General features: G+C 69.4%; 20 protein-coding genes and 1 tRNA gene. 11 read left to right on the top strand and 10 right to left on the bottom strand.

The features are described from left to right. Nucleotides 1–206 precede the first annotated feature (206 nt). The 6 genes from ngcE (at nt 207) to ACQP0P_RS37465 (ending at nt 5,206) form a co-directional block, all read left to right on the top strand. Nucleotides 207–1,661, top strand: a complete 1,455-nt coding sequence (gene ngcE, locus ACQP0P_RS37490) for an N-acetylglucosamine/diacetylchitobiose ABC transporter substrate-binding protein (protein ID WP_433364716.1) — start codon at nt 207–209, stop codon at nt 1,659–1,661. 5 nt (nt 1,662–1,666) lie between these two features. Continuing rightward, nucleotides 1,667–2,578, top strand: coding sequence for a carbohydrate ABC transporter permease (locus ACQP0P_RS37485; protein WP_433364713.1), 912 nt, complete (start codon nt 1,667–1,669; stop codon nt 2,576–2,578). After that, nucleotides 2,578–3,483 carry a carbohydrate ABC transporter permease gene (locus ACQP0P_RS37480; protein ID WP_433364710.1) on the top strand — a complete coding sequence of 302 codons (906 nt, stop codon included), beginning with the start codon at nt 2,578–2,580 and terminating at the stop codon, nt 3,481–3,483. The genes ACQP0P_RS37485 and ACQP0P_RS37480 overlap by 1 nt, the downstream gene beginning before the upstream one ends. Before the next feature lie 108 nt (nt 3,484–3,591). Next, nucleotides 3,592–4,194, top strand: coding sequence for a hypothetical protein (locus ACQP0P_RS37475; RefSeq protein ID WP_433364708.1), 603 nt, complete (start codon nt 3,592–3,594; stop codon nt 4,192–4,194). Continuing rightward, nucleotides 4,181–4,471, top strand: coding sequence for a 4a-hydroxytetrahydrobiopterin dehydratase (locus ACQP0P_RS37470; RefSeq protein ID WP_433364705.1), 291 nt, complete (start codon nt 4,181–4,183; stop codon nt 4,469–4,471). Before ACQP0P_RS37475 ends, ACQP0P_RS37470 begins: the two co-directional genes overlap by 14 nt. Before the next feature lie 165 nt (nt 4,472–4,636). After that, nucleotides 4,637–5,206: a superoxide dismutase family protein gene (locus ACQP0P_RS37465; protein WP_433364702.1), complete on the top strand. Its 570-nt coding sequence runs from the start codon at nt 4,637–4,639 to the stop codon at nt 5,204–5,206. Between the two features lie 27 nt (nt 5,207–5,233). Here ACQP0P_RS37465 and ACQP0P_RS37460 read toward each other — a convergent pair whose 3' ends face one another. Next, nucleotides 5,234–6,220: a pirin family protein gene (locus ACQP0P_RS37460; RefSeq protein ID WP_433364699.1), complete on the bottom strand. Its 987-nt coding sequence runs from the start codon at nt 6,218–6,220 to the stop codon at nt 5,234–5,236. Between the two features lie 96 nt (nt 6,221–6,316). Then, a complete protein-coding gene (locus tag ACQP0P_RS37455; protein WP_433364696.1) occupies nt 6,317–7,165 on the bottom strand; it encodes a spermidine synthase in 849 nt (282 codons plus the stop codon). 157 nt (nt 7,166–7,322) lie between these two features. Here ACQP0P_RS37455 and trhA point away from each other — a divergent pair, with 157 nt between their 5' ends. Together trhA and lat are read left to right on the top strand one after the other, a co-directional pair. Then, nucleotides 7,323–7,991 (top strand): PAQR family membrane homeostasis protein TrhA, encoded by a 669-nt coding sequence (gene trhA / locus ACQP0P_RS37450; protein ID WP_350921137.1) that lies wholly within the window; start codon nt 7,323–7,325, stop codon nt 7,989–7,991. 262 nt (nt 7,992–8,253) lie between these two features. Further along, nucleotides 8,254–9,660, top strand: coding sequence for an L-lysine 6-transaminase (gene lat / locus ACQP0P_RS37445; RefSeq protein ID WP_433364693.1), 1,407 nt, complete (start codon nt 8,254–8,256; stop codon nt 9,658–9,660). Here the strand turns inward: lat and ACQP0P_RS37440 are convergent. From ACQP0P_RS37440 to ACQP0P_RS37410, 7 genes are all read right to left on the bottom strand, one after another. After that, the gene (locus tag ACQP0P_RS37440) at nt 9,602–9,856 is read right to left on the bottom strand and encodes a helix-turn-helix domain-containing protein (protein ID WP_433364690.1); all 255 of its coding nucleotides are present in this window, start codon (nt 9,854–9,856) and stop codon (nt 9,602–9,604) included. The genes lat and ACQP0P_RS37440 overlap by 59 nt on opposite strands. A 152-nt stretch (nt 9,857–10,008) precedes the next feature. After that, a tRNA-His gene (locus tag ACQP0P_RS37435) sits at nt 10,009–10,084 on the bottom strand. Between the two features lie 76 nt (nt 10,085–10,160). Further along, nucleotides 10,161–10,763 carry an oligoribonuclease gene (gene orn / locus ACQP0P_RS37430; protein ID WP_433364688.1) on the bottom strand — a complete coding sequence of 201 codons (603 nt, stop codon included), beginning with the start codon at nt 10,761–10,763 and terminating at the stop codon, nt 10,161–10,163. Between the two features lie 21 nt (nt 10,764–10,784). Next, on the bottom strand, nt 10,785–11,876 hold the full coding sequence (locus tag ACQP0P_RS37425) for a DUF2510 domain-containing protein (RefSeq protein WP_433364685.1): 1,092 nt from the start codon (nt 11,874–11,876) through the stop codon (nt 10,785–10,787). A gap of 55 nt (nt 11,877–11,931) precedes the next feature. After that, on the bottom strand, nt 11,932–13,350 hold the full coding sequence (locus ACQP0P_RS37420; RefSeq protein WP_433364682.1) for a hypothetical protein: 1,419 nt from the start codon (nt 13,348–13,350) through the stop codon (nt 11,932–11,934). Nucleotides 13,351–13,369: 19 nt separating this feature from the next. Then, nucleotides 13,370–15,055, bottom strand: a complete 1,686-nt coding sequence (locus ACQP0P_RS37415) for a protein kinase domain-containing protein (RefSeq protein ID WP_433364680.1) — start codon at nt 15,053–15,055, stop codon at nt 13,370–13,372. A gap of 193 nt (nt 15,056–15,248) precedes the next feature. Continuing rightward, a complete protein-coding gene (locus tag ACQP0P_RS37410; protein WP_433364677.1) occupies nt 15,249–15,893 on the bottom strand; it encodes a pyridoxamine 5'-phosphate oxidase family protein in 645 nt (214 codons plus the stop codon). 67 nt (nt 15,894–15,960) lie between these two features. Between ACQP0P_RS37410 and ACQP0P_RS37405 the strand changes: the two genes are divergently transcribed. Beyond that, a complete protein-coding gene (locus ACQP0P_RS37405) occupies nt 15,961–17,355 on the top strand; it encodes a PLP-dependent aminotransferase family protein (protein ID WP_433382301.1) in 1,395 nt (464 codons plus the stop codon). A gap of 34 nt (nt 17,356–17,389) precedes the next feature. Here ACQP0P_RS37405 and ACQP0P_RS37400 read toward each other — a convergent pair whose 3' ends face one another. Then, nucleotides 17,390–18,475, bottom strand: coding sequence for a GNAT family N-acetyltransferase (locus tag ACQP0P_RS37400; RefSeq protein ID WP_433364674.1), 1,086 nt, complete (start codon nt 18,473–18,475; stop codon nt 17,390–17,392). A gap of 197 nt (nt 18,476–18,672) precedes the next feature. Between ACQP0P_RS37400 and ACQP0P_RS37395 the strand changes: the two genes are divergently transcribed. Together ACQP0P_RS37395 and ACQP0P_RS37390 are read left to right on the top strand one after the other, a co-directional pair. Then, a complete protein-coding gene (locus tag ACQP0P_RS37395; RefSeq protein ID WP_433364671.1) occupies nt 18,673–19,698 on the top strand; it encodes a phosphotransferase family protein in 1,026 nt (341 codons plus the stop codon). 363 nt (nt 19,699–20,061) lie between these two features. Then, the gene (locus ACQP0P_RS37390) at nt 20,062–21,315 is read left to right on the top strand and encodes a GH39 family glycosyl hydrolase (protein ID WP_433364668.1); all 1,254 of its coding nucleotides are present in this window, start codon (nt 20,062–20,064) and stop codon (nt 21,313–21,315) included. Nucleotides 21,316–21,323: the final 8 nt, after the last annotated feature.

Raw genomic sequence — 21,323 nt, 5'->3', positions numbered from 1 at the left:
GGTTTCAGGGAAATATCGGCTACTGTGTGCCTTTTTGTCATTGAATTGCACCTCCTCGGCGTTTGGTAGCTAGCGGATAGGTCGCAGGGACATCACGGCTCGGTCTAGACCGGCCGGGAAGTCTTGACGCTGGACTCCGCGGATACGTACCTTCGGGCAAACGTTTAGGAAACTTTCCTAATTGATCCCCCGTTCAGGAGGGTTGCATGTCAAACTCGGTCGGTACGCCCGGAGACATCACCCGGCGGCAGTTGCTCCGCCGGATCGGCATGAGCGCTCTGATCGTCGGCCCAGGCGCCGGGCTGCTCAGCGCCTGCGCCACCGGCGGCGCGGCTCCGACGGCCAGCACCTCCGCGGCCCCCTCCGCGGGTGGCGCGATCTCCGCGGCGAACCCGTTCGGCGTCGCCGCCGACGCGCCGCTTGAGGTGGTCATCTTCAAGGGCGGCCTCGGTGACAGTTACGCCACCGAGGTGCACGAGCCGCTGTACAAGAAGGCGTTCGCCCAGGCGCAGGTCAAGCACGTCGCCACCCAGCAGATCGCACAGACCCTGCAGCCGCGGTTCGCCGGTGGCGACGTCCCCGACGTGATCGCCAACTCCGGCACCGACCTGATGGACAACGGTGCCCTGCAGCAGGAGGGCCAGCTCCTTGAGCTCACCGAGCTGTGGGACGCCCCCTCGATCGACGACCCGAACAAGAAGGTCCGCGACCTGGTCGCGCCGGGCACCGTCGAGTCGGGTCTCCTCGCGGGCAAGCCGTACCTGATGAACTACGTCTTCTCCGCGTACGGCCTCTGGTACGACTCCGTGCTGTTCGAGAAGAACGGCTGGACCCCGCCGAAGACCTTCGAGGAGTTCAAGGCCTTCGCCGAGAAGGCCAAGGCCGCCGGGATCACCCCGTTCGCGTACGCGGGCAAGAACGCCGCCTACTACGCGTACTGGATGATCCTCATCTCCGCCGCGAAGATCGAGGGCAACCAGATCCTGCTCGACGTCGACAACCTCGTCGACGGAGTCTGGCAGCGCGACGCCATGAAGCAGTCCGCCGCCGCCTGGGCTGAGATCGCCAAATACATGGACAAGTCCTTCGAGGGCCTGATCCACACCGAGGTGCAGCTCCGCCAGAACCAGGGCAAGGTCGCCCTCTACCCCTCCGGTTCCTGGCTGGAGAACGAGCAGAAGGAGCAGACCCCCGAAGGCTTCAAGTACGCGCTGTCGCCCACTCCCAGCGTCACCGCGGCCGACAAGATGCCGTTCGAGGCCATCCGCGCCGCCGCCGGCGAGGCGTACATCGTCCCGGCCAAGGCCAAGAACCCCAAGGGCGGCCTGGAGTACCTGCGCATCATGCTCTCCAAGGAGGGCGCGAGGGGCTTCACCGAGAAGTCCGGCAACATCACGGTGGTGACCGGTGCCGCCGACGGCCTGAAGCTGTCGCCGGGCAACGCCAGCCTCAGCGCCGCGCAGAGCGCCGCGGGCCAGAACATCGTCACCTTCAGCAACTTCGAGAACTGGTACAAGGAGTTCGAGACCGAGCTGCGCAAGCAGACCAACGCGCTCATGTTCGGCCGCATCTCCGGCGACGAGTTCTGCGAGAAGATGCAGAAGGCCGCCGACAAGACCAAGGCCGACTCGTCCATCACCAAGCAGACCCGGACGGTGTAGCCCCGATGCGGCAAGGCAAGTATCCGTTCATCGTCGGCTTTCTCGCCGCGCCGGTGCTCCTCTACGCGGTCTTCGTGGTCAGCCCGTACATCCAGGCTTTCTACATCGCGGTGACCAACTGGAAGGGCATCTCGGCGAACCCTCAGTTCATCGGCCTGGAGAACTTCACCAGGCTCCTTGACGACGAGGTCTTCTGGGCTGCGGTGCGTCACCACGGTGTTCTGCTGCTTGTCATGCCGCTGGTCACCATCGTGATCGCCCTGTTCTTCTCCTTCCTGCTCAACCTGAGCGGCGGGCAGCGGGGCGGTCGGATGACCGGGATCTGGGGCTCGAAGGTCTACCGGGTGATCTTCTTCCTGCCCCAGGTCCTGGCCGTCGCCATCGTCGGCGTGCTCTTCCAGGCGATCTACCGTCCGGACGGGACCGGCGTGATCAACAGCCTGCTCGGCAAGGTCGGCATCGAACCGGTCGGCTGGCTCATCGATCCCGACATCGCCCTGCTGGCCATCATCGGCGTGATGGTCTGGCAGGCCGTCGGCTTCTACGTGGTGCTGTTCTCGGCCGGCATGTCCTCCATCCCCAAGGATGTGTTCGAGGCCGCCGCCCTCGACGGCGCGGGCAGGTTCACCCTGTTCTTCAGGATCACGATCCCGCTGCTCTGGGACACCATGCAGGTCGCCTGGGTCTATCTCGGCATCGCCGCCTTCGACGCCTTCGCCCTGGTCCAGGTCCTCTCGGTCGACCGCGGTGGGCCCGACAACGCCACGACGGTGCTCCCGATGGAGATCTGGCGCACGGCGTTCAACTTCTCCAAGTTCGGCTACGCGTCGGCGATGGGCGTGGCGCTGTTCTTCATGACCATCACGTTCGCCGCCCTCACCCTGCGCGTGACCCGGCGCGAGAGGATCGAGTTCTGATGGCCACGGACACGGCTCGCAAGCCCGCCGCCTCCCGCCCCGCCGCCCACGCGCGTGCCCGGCGGAGCAAGGGCTCGCTCGGCCCCTTCGGGGTGCTGTCCCACCTCGCGCTGCTGGTCTGGGCGATCCTGATCGTCGGCCCGATCCTCTGGACGTTCCTGGCCTCCTTCAAGACCAACACCGAGATCTTCGGGGACGCCATCACGCTGCCCGCCTCCTTCGGCTGGGACGCCTGGGGCCGGGCCTGGGAGAAGGCGCACATCGGGCAGTACATGCTGAACACCGTCTTCGTGGTGGCGTGCAGCACGGCCGGCACCATGCTGCTCGGCTCGATGGCCGCGTACGTGCTGGCGCGCTACAGCTTCCCCGGCAACAGGGCGATCTACTTCCTGTTCGTGTCGGGGATGACGTTCCCGGTCTTCCTCGCGCTGGTCCCGCTCTTCTTCGTGGTGAAGAACCTGGGCCTGATCGACACCCACCTCGGCGTGATCCTGGTCTACATCGCCTACTCGCTGCCGTTCACCGTCTTCTTCCTGTCGGCGTTCTTCAAGACGCTGCCCACCTCGGTGGCCGAGGCGGCGATGATGGACGGCTGCTCGCACACCCGGACGTTCTTCCAGATCATGGTGCCGATGGCCAAGCCGGGGCTGGTCAGCATCACGATCTTCAACATCCTGGGCCAGTGGAACCAGTACCTCCTGCCGATCGTGCTGCTGTCGGGCAACGTCGAGAACAAGTGGCTGATCACCCAGGGCGTCGCCAACATCTCCACCAGTGCCGGTTACGAGGCCGACTGGCCCGGCCTGTTCGCCGCGCTGAGCATGGCCATCATCCCGGTCATGATCGTCTACATCATCTTCCAGCGCCAGATCCAGTCGGGTCTCACCTCCGGCGCGGTCAAATGACCGGATCCGGTCAAACTACCGCCTCCGGCGAGTAATCCCGGGAGTGTCGTCAGGAGTCGTTCATATTCGGAACGACTCCTGTCCCCTCTCCACGGAGAAACCCGACCCATGGCCCACCCCGACCAGGACTTTCCCTTCCCCTTCTTCGGAGCGGGGGAGGCGAGTTATTACATGTGGGCCGAGGTGCACGTCCGCTTCGCCCGGCAGCCCACGGCCTCCCAGCGCGCGGTCATCGTCGACACCGTCCCGGCACCCCTGCGCGGGGCGCTCGACTGGTGCGAGGGGCGCCAGCTCATGGTGGCCAGCGGCCTGTTCCTGCACGGCACGGTGGCCCGCTCCTACCCCGCGCTCGGCGGCGAGTCCGACCGGATCGGCGACGACGGCTGGCTGTACGCCGCGCCCTCCCGGATAGCCGCGCTCAACGCCGACATCGAGAGATGGCTGCTCCGCATTCACCGGGAGTGCCCGATCCTGGCCGGCTACCGCGCCGAGGACCCCGACAGCGGCGGCACCCGCCTGTCCGGCTGGCACGACTGGAGCCTGTCCCGGCTGCCCGGTCTGCTGCCCGAACTGGAGCCCCTCCTGGAGGGAACCAGCCACGCCACCGCCATGGCCCAGGGCATCATGGCCATGGCCCGGCGCGCCGGGAGCCTGCCCCGGCTTGGTGTCCTCGCCGGGGACGTGATCTCCTGGGAGGATGAACCTGCTTGACGACTCCGCGGTGCACGACCGGCTCACCGGCCTGCCCGAATGGCGGCGCGAGGGAGACGAGATCCGCCGGAAGATCACCGCCACCGACTTCCCGACCGCGATCCGCATCGTGGACGAGATCGCGGTCGAGGCCGAGAAGCTTAACCACCACCCCGACATCGACATCCGCTGGCGCACCCTCCACCTCGCGCTCAGCACGCACGACGCCGGCGGGCTGACGGAGATGGACTTCACCCTGGCCGCCCGCATCGACGAGATAGCCGCCGCCAACGCCTGAACGCCGAGCGGTTCGGCCGCCGGCACCCGTAGGGGGTCCGGTCTTCGTCTTCGCTCCCGGCCGGGAGCGAAGACGAAGACCGGAAGCGGTCAATACCCAATGTGATCATATGATTACTCGTTATGGTGGGCGCTGCACCGTCCCGGCCCGCCAAGGAGATCATGGATGCGCATTCTGGGAGTTCTCGCCGTCGCCCTGCTCTGCGCCGGCTGTGGTGAGCAGGCCGTCGACACCCATCCTGCGGGGCGCGGCCCGGCCGTCGCCTCAAGCGCCGCGGGGATCCGCCTTACCGGAGGCGGGGTGTTCTCCGCCCCCGGACCTCGTGCCTCCGTCATCGCCTACGACGCCACGCTGGTGCCGCCGGGAGCCACGGCCCGGGTCACCGCGGAGTCGGGGGCGGTGCTCGCCACCTCCACGGTCACCGTCACCGGCATGCTCCCGGGACGCACCTACGGGGTGCACCTGCACGTCAACCCGTGCGGTCTCAAGCCCGAGGACGCCGGGCCGCACTACCAGCACGCCCACGCCCACGCCAGTGCCCAGAACGAGGTCTGGCTCGACTTCACCACCGACGCCCGGGGGGAGGCCACCGCCACCGCCACCCGGGACTGGGCGTTCGTCGCGGGCCGGTTGCCCAGATCGTTGGTGATCCACGCCGAGCCGACCCGCACCGCCGGCGCCGAGGCCGGTGCCGCAGGCCCCCGCGTCGCCTGCGTCACCCTCATCCAGTCTTAGGACGTGTTCTGCCCCGGCGCTCCGCGATCAGGCGTGGCCCGCGGGGATGGTGCCGAGGCGGCCCGCCTGGTAGTCCTCGAACGCCTTGGCGAGCTCCGCCTGGGTGTTCATCACGAACGGCCCGTAGTGCGCGACCGGCTCGCCGATCGGGCGCCCGCCGAGCACGATGACCTCCATGTTGGGGCTCCGGCTCTCCTGGGTGCCGGCCGCCGACAGCGTGATGGTCTCGCCCTCGGTGCCCAGCCCCGGAAGGCTGCCGAAGCCGTCGAAGACGGCCAGCTGGCCCGATTCGATCGGCTGCCGGTCGCCGCCCGCGGTGCCGTGGCCCGACAGGACGTACGCGAGCGCGTTGAAATCCTTGCGCCAGGGGAGCGTCAGCTGGGAGCCGGGGCTCAGCGAGGCGTGCAGCAGGGTGATCGGCGTCCTGGTGGAGCCGGGGCCGGTGAACTCGCCGACCTCGCCCGCGATCAGGCGGACCAGCGCCCCGCCGTCATGGCTGCTGAGCAGGACGACGTTGGTCCTGCCGATGTCCTGGTACTTCGGCGCGACCATCTTCTCCTTGCCGGGGAGGTTGACCCAGAGCTGGATCCCGTGGAACAGGCCGCCCTTGGCGACCAGCCACTCCGGAGGAGCCTCCTTGTGCAGGATTCCACCGCCGGCCGTCATCCACTGGGTGTCGCCGTCGGAGATCGTGCCGCCGCCGCCATGCGAGTCGGCGTGCTCCATCACGCCGTCGATCATGTAGGTGACGGTCTCGAAGCCCCGGTGCGGGTGCCAGGGGGTGCCCTTGGGCTCGCCCGGCGCGTAGTCGACCTCGCCCATCTGGTCCATCATGATGAACGGGTCGAGATACTGGGACTTGATCGTCGCGAGTGCCTTGCGGACCGGGAAGCCCTCTCCCTCGAATCCGCTCGGGGCTGTGGTGATCGCCAGCACCTGGCGCTCGCGGACCGCGTTCAGCGGCTGCGGCAGGCGGGGCAGGGTCAGTAGGTTCTCTACGGTCACGGCCGGCATTGTGGATTCCTTCCTGCGATGTTCGCAGGCGACAACTCAGTTGATGTTTCAACTATTCCATGGCGGACGAGATCGGGGAAACGGGCCGGTCGCGGGTCAGCCGAAGACCGCGGGCGGGGGGACCGGGGTGACCACGGCGTCACCGTCGTGCAGCGGGCGGGCTCCGGCGATGAACCTGACGATGTCCTCGCCGTACACGCAGCGGGCCTGGGTGAGGCCGCCCGCGGCCCTGCGGGTCAGGTCGGAGACGGGGAGCGGCATCCGGGAGGCGGCGACGATGAGGTTGCCGAAGCGGCGGCCCCGCATGATGCCCGGCTCGGCGAGCAGCGCCACCTGGGGGAAGGTCTCGCGGACGGTGGCGAGCACCCGGCGGGTGAAGGCCAGCCCCTTGCCGTCGGCGACGTTGATCAGCACGGTGCCGGTGGCGCGCAGGACGCGGGCGACGTCTCCCATGTACTCGGAGGTGGCCAGCTCGATCGGCATCGTGGCACCGCTGAAGGCGTCCAGCACGAGCAGGTCGGCCGAGTCGTCCCCGAGCCCGGCGGTGGCGGTGCGGCCGTCGAGGACCCTGACCTTGAGCCGGGGCACCGACTTCAGCCGGAGCTGGTCCCTGACGAGCTGGACGAGCCCCTCGTCGGGCTCGGCGACGATCTGCCGGGACCCGGGACGGGTCGCCGCGACGTAGCGGGGCAGGGTGCAGGCGCAACCGCCCACGTGCACCGCGTCCAGCGGGCCCTCGGCGAGCAGGTCGACGACGCCGGCCATCAGCTGGACGTACTCGAAGTCGAGGTAGGTGGCGTCGTCGAGGTCGACGTACGACTGCGGCACGCCGTCCTTGGAGACCACCCAGCCGGAGGGCCTGTCGAGGTCCTGCAGCAGGTCCACCTCGCCGAAGGTCACCGGATACCGTCCCGGCATCGGCTCCCGCGCTTCCCGCCTGCCCATCAGCTGGATCCTCTTTTCCGCGACGTGAACCCGGAGAGAAACCATATGCCCCGTTTCCACTACGGCGGGTCCCGGCTGGAGGGGACACCGGTCCACGGCCGCGGCGTGTAGGGAGAATCACAACCTACGATGACGTAACTTACGCTACCGTAGGTTTATGGCCACGACCGTCGCAGAAACGCTCGCCGAGTCCGTCAAGCCCCGCCTCCGCGGCTGGTTGCACGCCGGGGCGCTCCCCGTGGCACTCGTCGCGGGATTCGTCCTGGTCGCGCTGGGGCCCACTCCGCAGGCGAGGATCGCCGCCGCGGTCTACGCGATCACCTCCGGCCTGCTCTTCGGGATCTCGGCCACCTACCACCGGGGGGTGCTCTCCCCGCGCACGGAGGAGGTGCTCCACCGGCTCGACCACGCCAACATCTACCTGATCATCGCGGGCACCTACACCCCGTTCGCGCTGCTCGCCCTGGACGCTCCGGCCGACGCGGTGGTGCTCGGCGTGATCTGGGCGGGTGCGATCGCCGGGGTGCTCTTCCGGGTGCTGTGGGTCAACGCCCCCCGGTGGCTCTCGACCGCCCTCTACATCGGCCTCGGCTGGACCGCCGTCTTCGTGCTGCCGCAGCTCGTACGGGGCGCGGGCGTGGTCGCGGTGGCCCTGGTCTTCCTCGGCGGGGTGCTCTACACGGCGGGCGGCGTCGTGTACGCCATGAGGCGGCCAGACCCCTCCCCCCGGTGGTTCGGCTTCCACGAGGTCTTCCACGCCTTCACCGTGGCCGCCTACCTGGTGCAGTACGTGGCGGTCTCCCTGGTGGTCTACGCGGCGGCGTAACGTGCCGTTCTCCGGTGAACCGACCTGGCCCAACCTACGGCAGGTCGATTTGACTGATTTGTGGTCTCGGAAGGAGTGGTCCCCGGGAAGGGAGACGGTCATCGAGAGGGGCTCGGGCCGCACGGTCCCGGCGCCCGGGTATTCATGTCCAGGATGTCGGTAAACCGAAAAATCTTCACAAGAACCGCCTCCAGTGCGTAATGTCTCCGTGTAGATGTGTCAATGGCGGGGGATCATCTCTTCGGATCACTGTGGAGGGGACATGGACGTGCACGCCCGTCTCGCTCGTCATCTGCTCGTCGACGGCTACCGGCTGGTGCTGGACCTTGAACGGAGCCGAGGTTCCCGGCTCGTCGACGCCCACACCGGCCGGAGCTACCTGGACTTCTACAGCTTCTTCGCCTCGGCCCCGCTCGGGGTGAACCCGTTCGACGACGACCCCGAGTTCCTGGCGCTCCTCGGCCACGTCGCCGCGAACAAGCCCGCCAACTCCGACCTCTACACCTCCCACCTCGCCGACTTCGCCGACACGTTCGCCAGGGTGCTCGGTGACCCCGAGCTACCGCACCTGTTCTTCGTGGAGGGCGGAGCCCTCGCCGTGGAGAACGCACTGAAGTGCGCCTTCGACTGGAAGAGCCGTCTCAACGCCTCGCGGGGGCGCTCACCCGAGCTCGGCGGCAAGGTGCTCCACCTCACCCGCGCCTTCCACGGGCGCAGCGGCTACACGCTCTCGCTGACCAACACCGACCCGATCAAGACCGACCGGTTCCCGAAGTTCGACTGGCCCAGGATCGAGGTGCCCGCGATCCACCTCGGCGACGTCGAGGCGGCCGAGGAGAGGTCCCTGGCCGCGGCGCGGGCGGCCTTCGAGCGCCATCCCCACGACATCGCCTGCTTCATCGCCGAGCCCATCCAGGGGGAGGGCGGCGACAACCACATGCGGGCGGAGTTCCTGCTCGCGATGGAACGGCTCTGCCACGAGCATGACGCCCTCCTTGTCCTGGACGAGGTGCAGACCGGTGCCGGGACCACGGGTACCCCCTGGGCCTACCAGCAGCTCGGCCTGAGTCCCGATGTGGTGGCCTTCGGCAAGAAGGTCCAGGTGGGCGGGATCATGGCGGGCCGCAGGGTCGACGAGGTGCCGGACAACGTGTTCCAGATCAGCGGCAGGATCAACTCGACCTGGGGCGGAGGACTGGTCGACATGGTCCGCTCCCGCCGGATGCTGGAGATCGTGGAGCGCGACGGCCTGATCCCGCGCGCGGGCAGGCTCGGCGCCGAGCTCCTCACGGCGCTGCTGGAGATCCAGGCCGGCTTCCCCGGCCTGGTGGAGAACGCCCGGGGGCGTGGCCTGATGTGCGCGTTCGACCTGCCGGACGCCGCGCGGCGCGACCTGTTGGTGGCCACGCTCAGGGAGGACGAGGGCGTGCTGGTCCTGCCCTGCGGCGAGCGCTCGGTACGGTTGCGCCCGGCGCTCTCGATCACCTCCGAGGAACTGAGGGAGGGCACGTCCGCCATCGCCCGCGCCCTGGAGGTCTCCCGCCGCCCGAGGCGCCCCGCCCGGTCGGGCCCGACGGCCCCGAAGCGGTCCGGAGACGTCGTGTCGCCGTTCAGCAGTGCTGAGGGTCCTCGCGCGCGGCCCGTTCCAGCCACAGATCGATCGCGGTGACCCGCGAGTCGACCCCCAGCTTGGCGTATATCCGGTTCACATGGTTCTTCACGGTCTTCTCGCTGAGAAACAGGTGCTGGGCGATCTGCCCGTTGGAGCGACCCGTCGCGATCAGTTCCATGACCTCGGTCTCGCGCCTGCTCAAGCCCGTCACGGCTGTGGGTTCCGCGTCGAAGGTGGCATCGTCGACTCTCATCCGGCCTCCGTGGTTGCAACACGGTCAGGTCGCCGAAACCCCCGGTCCTACGGCGTAGCGATAGCTGCGAGCATAACCCGCAATATCCACTTTTGGTGGGTAAAGGGAGTGGAAATGCAGAACGACCGGTCCCGAGGGACCGGCCGTTCTCTTGGGGTGAGCGAGGGGACTTGAACCCCCGGCATCTAGGACCACAACCTAGCGCTCTGCCAACTGAGCTACGCCCACCATCGCCGCCTTGGCAGCACATGAAAAGTGTAGCGGTCTTTGGGAGTCGTTTCGTACCGGGTTTCCCGCGAGCCGGTCAGGGGTTTCGCGCGGACACCGTCTCGGCCAGTTCCCTGGCGGTGGCGGAGTCGGGTCCCGGCTGGGGCACGAAGACCGCCGCGCGGTAGTAGCGCAGCTCCCGGATGCTCTCGACGATGTCGGCCAGCGCGCGGTGGCCGCCCTGCTTCTCGGGCGAGGCGAAGTAGACCCGCGGGTACCAGCGCCGGGCCAGTTCCTTCACCGAGGAGACGTCGATCATCCGATAGTGCAGGAAGGCGTCCACGGCGGCCATGTCCCGGGAGAGGAACGACCGGTCGGTGGAGATGGAGTTGCCGCACAGCGGAGCCTTCTTCGGCTCCTTGATGTGTCCCTTGATGTATTCGAGCACCATGGACTCGGCCTCGGCCAGCGTGACGCCCTCGCTCAGCGCATCCAGCAGGCCGGAGGCGGTGTGCATCTCGCGTACCACCTCCGACATCTGCTCGATGGACTCGGGCGGGGGTTTGATGACCACGTCCACACCGTCGTCAAGCTGGTTCAGCTCGCCGTCGGTGACCACGCAGGCCACCTCGACGAGCGCGTCACGGCCAAGGTCAAGCCCGGTCATCTCACAGTCGATCCAGACCAGCAGGTCACTCATAGCCCTCAGGGTAGTACTCCCTTACGAGAGCTTGAATGACTTGATCACCTTGTCCACCGTTGAGATGCCGAGATTGTCGGGCACGCTGATGTAGGCCAGCGCCGCTCGGCTGCCCTCACCTCGGTCGACGATCAGGAACGCGGCTCGCTCCCGCTTCCACTTCCAGCCGTTGGCCTCGGACTGCTCGGAGAAGTCCAGGTCGAAGACGAACAGCCAGGCGTCCTTGCCGCTCACCTTGACCGCCTTGTCCTCGACGATCTTCCGGCGGTGCGGGGGGCTGTAGAAGTTGGGCTCGACGACCTGCAGCAACGTCGTGGCGACCGAGCGCATGCTCTCCACACCCTGGTAGCCGTACTGGTCGGGAAGCTCGCCGGTCAGCACGTTGCCGACCCAGTTGCCGCCCTTGCCGTCGAAGTTCTCCTGGGCGGTGGCGACGACCGCGCTGTTCCAGGTGAACCCGAGCCCGCTGCCGGAGCTGGGAGGTATCTGCCACGGCCCTTCGGGGATCTGGTAGGACAGGCCGGTCACGGGGTCGGTGACGCGCCCGTCCACCGGCTGGGGCGGCGGGCTCTGCGAGGGCGTCGGCTCGGGGGTCGGCTCCCGGCTCGCTGAGGGAGGCGGCGTACGGGGCGTGACGGGCTCGCCGGCCTCGTTTCTGCTGTCGGGGTTGATCAGATACATCGCGGCGACCACGATCACGACGATCAGGACCAGCGCGCCGCCACCGCCGAGGATCCACGGGAGCGGACCGCTCTTGCGCGGCGGCGGCCCGGACGGGTGAACGCCGTACGGCGGGAGGGGCATCTGCGCCGTGTTGCCGTTCGGCTGCCCCGTACCCGCCGGTCCCTGCTGCATGGTCTGCCGGCTCCACTGGCCGGTCGGGCCCGTTCCCGCGGGCTCTTCCCGCGAGGGCGCCGCCGCCTGCCAGGTGCCCTGCCCCGCGGGGGGAGGCTGGGAGGAGAAGGGGCCGGTCTGTGATCCCTGAGGCGTGCCCTGCCCTGTGGGGACATCCGCCTGATGGGTGGCATCGGTCCACTGGTGGCCGTCCCACCACCGCAACAGCGGCGAGCCGTAGGGATCGGGGTACCAGCCGGAGGGGGTCTGCGTGGTCATGGCCGTCAGAGTAGTAAGAACGGCTTTGTACTGCATTGTGGACCTTGCGGATCACTCATGAACATTTGTAGGTGAAGGTGGCTCTGTCCTGGATCTTCTTGCCCTCGGGGGCCGGCGAGAGCAGCGACAGGGTGACGGTTCCCTTGAAACTTCCCTCGCCCTTGACCGTCCAGTCCAGGTTCACCTCGTGCGAGGTCGCCCCGGACGAGATCTGGTCGGTCTGCACGATCGGCTCCTTGCGGTCGCTCCGCTTCCACTGGTAGCTGACCTCCCCGCCCGCGCCGTTGGTGTGCAGGACACCGGTGATCTTCACCGTCGTGTCGCAGTCCTGGGTCTTCCTGGGGGCGCTGACGTCCACCTTCGTCACCTCAAGCGGTGTCGACGAACCGCGGAACAGCCAGAGCGCCAGCGCGCCCACGACCATCAGCGCGAGGATCGCCGAGGAGAGGATCGTACGACCGCGACGCCGCCGAGCATGGGGGGCCGCGGCGGCCCTGAGCCCGTCGGAGGGCGGCTCGGTCTGCTGCTGGTCCCGGCCGGCCCGCCAGATCTGGGCGGCCGTGGTCTCGGCGGGCACCCCGGGACCGAACCGCAGGACCACGTCCTCGGGCCGGTGCTCGTCGGCCCCCAGGGTTCGCTGCTCGCCGGTTCCCGGAACGTGGAGCAGCGTGACGATCTCCCCCTCGTCGGGGGCGGCCGGCACGGGCGGCGGGGGCCCTCCCCGGCCGGGCGCCTCATACGTCGGCCGCCGGTGCAGGGTCTCCACGAGCCTGTCGCGGGTGGTGAACCCGGAGGGCAGCACGTCACGCCCGGCGAGCAGGGCGTCGCGCGCGGCGGCGAGCCCCCGGATGGAGGCCGTCGCCGCCACCCGTTCCAGCAGCCCCGCGGCTTCCCGGTCGGCCGAGGCCCAGGTGGCGGCCAGCCCCCGGGCGAGTGACGCCCAGGCGGCCACGTCCCGCTCCGGCGCGGGCGGGCGGCCGAGCAGCGCGTCGAGCAGCCCTCGCTCGGCGAGCAGTGCCGACCCGTCCGGGGCGATCACCACGGTGCCCGGGTGAAGCTCACCGTGGACGAGCCCGGAGGAGTGGACGGCCAGCAGCACCCGCGCGGTCTCCATCAGGACCGTGGCCGCGCTGCCCGCGTCGGGCCCGGACGATCCAGGGGCTCCGGACAGCAGGTCGCGCACCGTCGGTGCCGCCGGTTCCGAGGTGATCAGCCAGACCTCGTCCTGGGCCGTGATGAGGTCGGCGATCGGGACCAGCCCGGTCAGGCCGCTCTGCGTGAGCCTGCGGTCGGCGACCACGGCCGCGATCAGCCTCTCGCGGGCCGAGGGATCGGCGACCAGTCGCGGGTCGAACCTGAGCGCGCCTCCCCGCCGTCCGTCGGCCGCGACGGCCGACGACCAGATTCCCAGGTCGCCGGCCCAGGTAGGACCGGTCAACCGGAATCCGGCGACGCCGCCCCGGTCAGTGTTCATGATTCTGCCCGTTTCCTGGTTACCGGCGTTTCCTGTGCCGTCCCGCCACGCCGCGCTTGACGGCCAGTGTGACCGGCACGGCACAGCTTGTCACCAGGCCCAGCGCGAGGAGCGCCGAGGGGGCCGTCTCGACGGGGGGCAGGGGCGAGCCGGTGAGCCGGGGGGTTCCCTCGGCGGTCGGGGTTTCCTCGGGGTTCGTCCCGGAGGGGGAGGGCGAGGACGTGGTCGGCCGCGTCGTCGGCCGCGTCCGGGTGGGGGAGGCCGACGGCTGGGTCGGGGTCGCCGTCGGGGACGGCGGCCTGGTCGCGGGAGTGTCCGGTTTGCCGGGATTGCTGAGCGTGGAGCTCTCCTCGGGGGCGGGAGACTCGGTCGGCGTCCCGGTCGGTTTCCCGGTCGGCCGCGGGGTCGGCCGTGTGGTCGGCCTCCTGGTGGGCTTCGCCGACGCCTTGGGCGTCTTGGAGGGCGTCGCGGTGGTCGGCACGGGCGGGAGGCCCGGGGTGGTGCTGCTCGGCGTGGGTGTCGCGGAGGGCGCGCTCGCGGTCGGCGACGCCTCCGCGGGCTCGTCGAGCTCGTCGCCGTCGTCCCCGGGGAGCACCGTCTCCAGCGGGTCCGAGGGGGTCGGGTCCTTCGTGACGGTGGAGCTCTGCGGCTGGATCTTCGTGGTCTCGCCCGATCCGACCAGTACCGCGGTCAGCCCGCCGATCACCGCGATGCAGCCGACACCAATGAGGATCTTGACGCTCAGCTTGCTGAGCGAGGAGGTCCTTCCCCCTTTGCCGCCGAGCTCGGTGGTGGCCAGCGAGGTGTCGGCCGCCGGGGCGGGCGCGTCCAGCGGGAACAGCCCGGCCAGCAGCCCGACGATCCCCGCCAGGCGGCGGCGGCCGCGCTCCTGCCAGTCGGGACCGTAGGCGTCGGCGGCCACGGCCTCCAACTCGGTGAGGAACGCGGAGGCGGTCGGCGGCCGGTCGGCGGCGTGCTTGGCCAGGCCGCGCTCCACCAGCCCCTGCAGGGCCCGGGGCACCTCCTCGACCGGCGGCGGCATGACCTGGTGCTGGCGGGCCAGTGCGGCGATGTTCGTGGCCCGGAAGGGGCGGGTTCCGGTCAGGCATTCGAAGAACACGACGGTGGCGGCGTAGACGTCCGTGGAGGGCCCGGCCGGTCCGCCCACCCACTGCTCGGGGGCCATGTAGGGCGGAGTGCCCGCGGGGGCGTCGCCGTCGCCGGAGCGGAGCGCGATGCCGAAGTCGACGAGCTTGCTCTTCCCGTCCGCCTCCACCATCACGTTCTCGGGCTTGAAATCGCGGTGCACCACGCCCGCCGAGTGCGCGGCGGCCAGCCCCATGAGCGAGCCCTTGAGTACGAGCAGCGCCGCCTCCGGGCCGGTCGGACCCTCCGAGCGCAGCAGCGCGCGCAGGGCGACGCCGTTGATCAGCTCCATGACGATGGCCGCGCCGTCGCCGGTCTCGACGTAGTCGTAGAGCCGGACGGAGTGCGGGCTGTTCAGGGTGTTGAGCACCCTGGCCTCGTGCCGGAAGCGCGCCACGAAGCCGACGTCGCCCCTGAGTTCGTCGGACAGGTACTTGATCGCTACCAGGACGCCGTCGGCATCGTGACGCGCCATCACCACGCGCCCCGCCGCGCCGGTGCCCAGTTCGCGGATCTCGGTGTATCCGGGGACTCGCCAGGCCGATGGCGTGCCGTACATAACGGTCTCCTCAGTTGTCTGGGCCCCCACCCATAACAGACGGACCGTAGCCTAGCCATAGAGAAACGCATTTCGCGCATTAATCGCGAATCAGTCTCACTCCACAAGGGGCGATCGGTACGAGCGGCGGGGCCTCGCACGGACAGGCGCGCCCCGTGGTGCGCCGGCCCGCCGCGGAGACTTAACGGGAGACTTAACGAACGGGCATGGTTCGTGACGCGATGTGCGCGGGGACGGCCAGGTCCTCGGTCATCGCGGGATCGGGCTCGGGAGCTCCCCAGACCTGGTGGAGCGGCAGGACCCCCGCCCAGATCGGCAGCTCGTAGTCCTCCTCCTCGTCGATCGGCGGGCCCTGTCGCACCTTCACCGACGCCTCGGCGAGAGAGAGGGCGAGCACCGTGGTCGCGGCGAGCTCCTTTCCGGTGGGCGCGCGGCTGGCGTCCCACTGGCCGGGGGCCAGTTGCTCGGTGATCGCCCGCAGCCCGGCCAGGTGCTCCTCGCCGCCCTCCACCCGGCGGACACGGCCGTAGACCATGGCGCAGCGGTAGTTGAGCGAGTGGTTGAAGGCCGATCGGGCCAGCACGACGCCGTCCAGGTGGGTGACCGTGACGCAGACCTCGTCCGCGTTCCGCAGGGAGGTGGCGCCGGTGGAACCGTGCACGTAGAGGGTGTCGCCGATCCGGCCGTAACCGGTGGGGACGACCATGGGGAAGCCGTCGACCACGACGCCCAGATGACAGACCAGCCCGGCGTCCAGCACCGCGTACAGATCCTCGCGAGAGGTCAGGCCCCTGTTCTTCGAGCGGCCGAGGGTGGTGCGGGGAGTCGTAGAGAGCATGGCACTAGCCTAGGGAGAAGTGGATACCGAGAACATGTCCACTTCCATGCGCTTACCGGAGACCACTTTGCCGCGCCTCGCCGTCGACCTGCCCGTTTCGGTGGACCGCGAGTCCGGTACGGCACTCGCCGTCCAGCTCGGTGACCGTCTCAGGGCCGCCATGCGCGACGGCGCCCTCGCCTCCGGCGAGCGCCTGCCCTCCACCCGCGCCCTCGCCGGCCAGCTCGCGGTCAGCCGTACCGTCGTCACCGAGGCCTACCAGCAGCTGTACGCGGAAGGCTGGCTCGAAGGACGCCACGGCTCCGGCACCTACGTGGCCGACATGGTGATCCCTCCCGTGAACGAGCGCGCTCGCGGCCCCCTCGCGCCACCTCCCGTCGCCCTTCCGGGCCAGGACGCCCCACCGGGGGACGGAGGGCAGGTGATCGACCTGCGTCCCGGGCGGCCGTGGGTCCACGACTACGACCGGGCGGCCTGGCGCAGGGCCTGGCGCGGAGCGGCCGACCTGCCGCCGGCGAGCGACCCCGATCCCCGCGGCCTGCCCAGGCTCCGCACGGCCCTGGCCGAGCACCTGCGCAGGACCAGGGCGATCCCCGTCGGACCGGAGAACATCATGGTCACCCGGGGTACCGGCAACGGGCTCGACCTGGTCGCCGCCACGCTCCTGCGGCCCGGTGACCGGGCCGGCGTCGAGGAGCCCGGCTACCGCGTCGCCAGGAACGTCTTCGCCGGGAGGGGAGCGGAGATCGTGCCCTGCCCGGTCGACGAGGACGGGGTCCTCGTCGACCGCCTCCCGGATGACCTGCGTGTCCTCTACACCACTCCGGCCCACCAGTACCCCCTCGGCGGCCGCCTGCCCATCCCGCGCAGGGAGCGCCTTCTCGCCTGGGCCCGACGCACCGGTGCGATCCTCGTGGAGGACGACTACGACGCCGAGTTCCGCTACGACGTCGCGCCGCTGCCCGCCCTGCACGGCCTCGGTCCCGAGCGGGTGGTGCTGCTGGGCAGCCTGAGCAAGGCCCTGACGCCGGACATCGGCGTCGGCTGGCTGGTCGCCCGGCCGAGCCTCATCGAAGCCATCGCCCTGACCAGGGACGACCTGGCCGACCGCACCGGCGGCCCGGCCCAGCAGGCGGTGGCGGTGCTCTGCGAGAGGGGGGACCTGGACCGGCACCTGCGCCGGATGCGGCTGGAGTACGCGCGCCGCCGGGCCGTGGTCGTCGACATCCTCGGCTCCAGGGTCACCGGCGACACCGCGGGCCTGCACGTCATGGTGGAGCTCGCGGAGCACGCGGTCACGCCGCTGGTCGAGGCCGCCCGTGCCCGTGGCGTGCTGCTCGACTCGATGACCCGCCACTACCACGGGCCGCGGCTGCGGCACGGCCTGGTGATCGGCTACGGCTCCGCGTCGCAGGCGGACGTCAGGCGGGGCGTCTCGGTGATCGCCGAGCTGATCGGGTGAGAAAGGACCGTTCCCACACCGCCGCGAACCCTGCTCAGGGAGATTGCAGGGATGTTCGCAGGCGGCCGTACGTCTTGAGCGCGCGGTCGGCGGTGGTGCGCAGGAGCGGGTTGGCCAGGACCGTGCCACGTGCCTTGCGCACCGGCACCCGCAGCATCCAGTGGACCCCGGCACCGGGGCTCAGCCGGGCGACCCGGCCCTCCGAGACCTCGTACTCGCCGTTCTTCAGCTTCTCCTTGTACTCCTTCTCCCCGCGGCCCATGTCGATGACCCCGATCCCGGCCTCGGCGGCCTTCTCGGCCATGGCCAGGTGGTGGATCAGACCGGGGGAGTACTTCGCGAAGGCGGTGTCGTAGGCGGGGAACCAGCCCGCGAGCGTGGTGCCGGTGCGCAGGCCGAAGTGCCCGGCGACCGGCCGGTCGTCCACGTACACCATGTCGAGGACCCCGCCGAAGTGCTCGGTGTCGGTGGCGAGGAACCGTTCGACCAGTTCCACGATCCACGGCCGGGCGAACCTGTCGTTGCGGCCGGTGCGCCGGTACTGCTCGGTCTTCCAGCCGAGCAGCGTGCGCAGCGGCGCCAGGTCGGTGGTGGCGTAGTCGTGCCGGAGCGGCCCGGTGTCACGCTGGAGCTTGCGGCTCTTGTACGCCGTCGAGCGGTAGGTCTTGCCGGAGGTCACCTTGATCGTCTCGATGTACGACTCGAAGCCGTCGCGGAGATCGATGATCGGTGAAGGGTGCCTGCTGTGCCCCGGCTGGAGCAGCGGCTGCCCGGCGATCAGGTGGTCGAACTCGTAGACGGCCAGGCCGCACGCCTTGATCAGGCTCTGCGCGTCGATCTCCACGTCCTTGGCGTGGACCAGCCCCTGCGCGTCGGTCAGGCCCGCGGCCACGGGCATGCCGATGCCCATCGGATGACGTTCGAAGGGGAAGAAGCCCACCACGTCCTGTCCTTCGTGCAACACCGCGACCCGGACGCGTTCCTGCAGGGCGCCTACGGTGACGGTGAACTCCGGCGACAGGAACGGGCTGTCGAAAGCGGCGTCGGCACCCTGGAGAGTCCTCCAGCGGTCGATGTCGACCGGTCCGAGATCACGGGGCTGAACGATTGAGACGCGCATGAGCTCCTACTGGGATGTGCGGGGTCCCTTTACGTCATCCTGTGCAGGATGACGTAAAGCCTAAGCATGCTGGTAGGGACGTAATGTAACGATAAAGTACGGAAGGAATTTCCCCGCAGTGGGGAGACAACGTTTCGGGATCTCATTGTGGGGTCCCGGCTGGCGCCACCCACCCGAGTGGCGTTCTAATGGGGGCCATGAGCACCCCCGGCATCGACTGGTCCCGCCTCGTCGAATGGATCGCGGCCAACGTCCCCGGCGTCGGCGAGCCCACCGGGGTCTCCCTGATCGCCGGTGGCAGGTCCAACCTGACGTACATCGTCGAGACCCCCGGGCGCCGCCTGGTGCTGCGCCGGCCGCCGCTGGGCCACGTGCTGCCGACCGCCCACGACATGAGGCGCGAGTGGCGGGTGATCTCGGCGCTCGCGCCGACCTCGGTCCCGGTGCCGGAGCCGGTCGCCTTCTGCGACGACCAGGACGTGATCGGGGCGCCGTTCTACCTCATGGCGCACGTGGACGGCGCGGCCGTGCGGAGCCAGGAGGACACCCGGGATCTCACCCCCGAGCAGACCCGGAGGCTGTCGGAGCGGCTGGCCGAGGTGCTTGCCGCGATCCACGCGATCGACTACGAGAAGGCGGGCCTGGGGGACTTCGGACGCCCCGAGGGATACATGGCCCGCCAGCTGGAGCGCTGGGGACAGCAGTGGGAACGGTCGAAGACCGGCGAGTTGCCCGCCTACGACCGTCTGGTGGCCCTGCTGCGCGAGCGCCTGCCCGCCCGCTCGGCCTCGACGCTGGTCCACGGTGACTACCGGCTCGACAACACGCTCGTGCGAATCTCGCCGGACCCCGACATCCTCGCCGTCGTCGACTGGGAGATGTCCACGCTCGGCGACCCCCTGGCGGACCTCGGCCTCACCCTCACCTACTGGCAGGACCCCGGCGACACCGAGCGCGCCTCGATCCCGGTCGCGGCGGGCGTCACCGTGGCCCCAGGCTTCCTCACCGCCCGCGAGTTCGCCGCACACTATGCCAAGGTCTCCGGCGCAGACCTGTCCGATCTGGACTTCTACCTGGCCTTCGGCAACTACAAGCTCGCCGTCATCGTGGAGGGCATCCACGCCAGGTTCAAGCAGGGCAAGACCGTCGGTGAGGGCTTCGAGCACATCGGCGCCGCCGTTCCCACGCTCGTCGACCGGGCGTTGCGGGTCCTGGAGGGCTGAACCCGCGGTCGCCGTCCACTCCGGACCCGTGGCGTGGGTGCCGCACGGCCCGGTGAGCGGGGGTATGACGGGAACTACTTCTGACTTTCAACCGTCATGCAAGTCGCCATGGATACGCTGGCGACGCGACCGGTAACGCTTGGCTGTGCAGCGGCTCAGCTCACTGGCACGTCCGTTGTCGCTGTGGAACGCTACATTCGTTGACCTGCGAGGATTGAGGAATCGGTGATACCGACTAACGGACGGCACCAGCGACGGCGCCCGGCCTGGCCGGTCGCACTGGGAGCGATGGCGGTAACGGTGGTGCTGGTGGTGGGTATCATCGCCTTCGCTGTCAAACCGGACATTCCCCGCGGACAGCGTATGACAGTTCCTCCCACGCAGGCGGCGCCGACACTGGAGGAACCACCCGCGGTCCAGGACTGGCCACGCTGGGGCATCACCCACACCGAGTTCAGCGCCGACAACGAGAGCGGCACGGTCACCGAGGCCGCCTCCCACATGCTCAGCCGGATCCCGATGCTGCAGAACCAGCACATCATGGGCTGGGGCGCGGGCAACCCCGAGCCCGCGCCCGGCAAGAACGACTTCCGCGACCTCGACCGTCGTATCAAGTTCATGTCCAGGTCCCAGGCCATCCCGATCATCACGCTCTGCTGCTCGCCCGACTGGATGAAGGGCGGCACCTCCGGCCGGACCGACTGGACGCAGCTGGAGACGGCGCCCCGGCGCGAGCACTTCGACGACTACGCGAAGCTCGCCGCGACGGTCGCCAGGCGCTACCCCACGGTCAAGCACTTCATGGTCTGGAACGAGCTGAAGGGTTTCTGGAACAACGCCCAGAACCGCTGGGACATCGAGGGCTACACCGAGTTCTACAACAAGGTCTACGACGCGCTGAAGGCCGTCGACAAGGACATCAAGGTCGGCGGGCCGTACGTGTCGGTCGGCAGCACCACCGTTCCCGAACAGGGGGCGGAGATCCAGGGGCCGTGGGGGAGCGTCATCCAGCGTGACCTGGAGGCGGTCGAGTACTGGATCGAGAAGAAGAAGGGCGCCGATTTCATCGTCGTCGACGGAGCCTCGGTCACCAGGGAGGCCGGTGCCTACCCCGACGAGTTCACCGCCCTGGGCAAGTTCGGAGCCCTCACCACCTGGCTGCGGCAGAAGAGCGGCGACCTGCCGGTCTGGTGGGCCGAGTGGTACGTCGAGCCGGACAGCAGGGACTGGACTGAGGAGCGCCGCATCGCGGTGCAGACCGCGGCGATGATGGAGTTCGCCACCAGCGGCGTCACCACCTCGCTCTACTGGAACCCCCAGCGCAAGTCCACCGACGACGACCAGATCTGCCTGGGCTGCCTGTGGCACCCGAGCACCGGTGCGGAGATGCCCATGGCGGGCATCCTGAGCGGCTTCACCAAGTGGTTCCCGCTCGGGACCACGCTGGAGACGGTCACCTCCTCCAACGAGAAGGTGCGAGTCCTCGCCCAGGAGCGGCAGCTCGTGATGGTCAACACCACCGACGCGGCCGCGAGCACCACCGTGGACGGCAAGCAGTTCGAGCTGAAGCCGTACGAGGTCAGGTGGAGTGAGCGCACCGGTGGCGCCCAGGGGTGACCCGCCGC

The organism is Streptosporangium sp. CA-115845, assembly GCF_050943795.1.
Lineage (GTDB): Bacteria > Actinomycetota > Actinomycetes > Streptosporangiales > Streptosporangiaceae > Streptosporangium.
The sequence above is the reverse complement of the archived record's forward strand: the minus strand, read 5'-3'. Positions and strand labels throughout refer to the sequence as shown.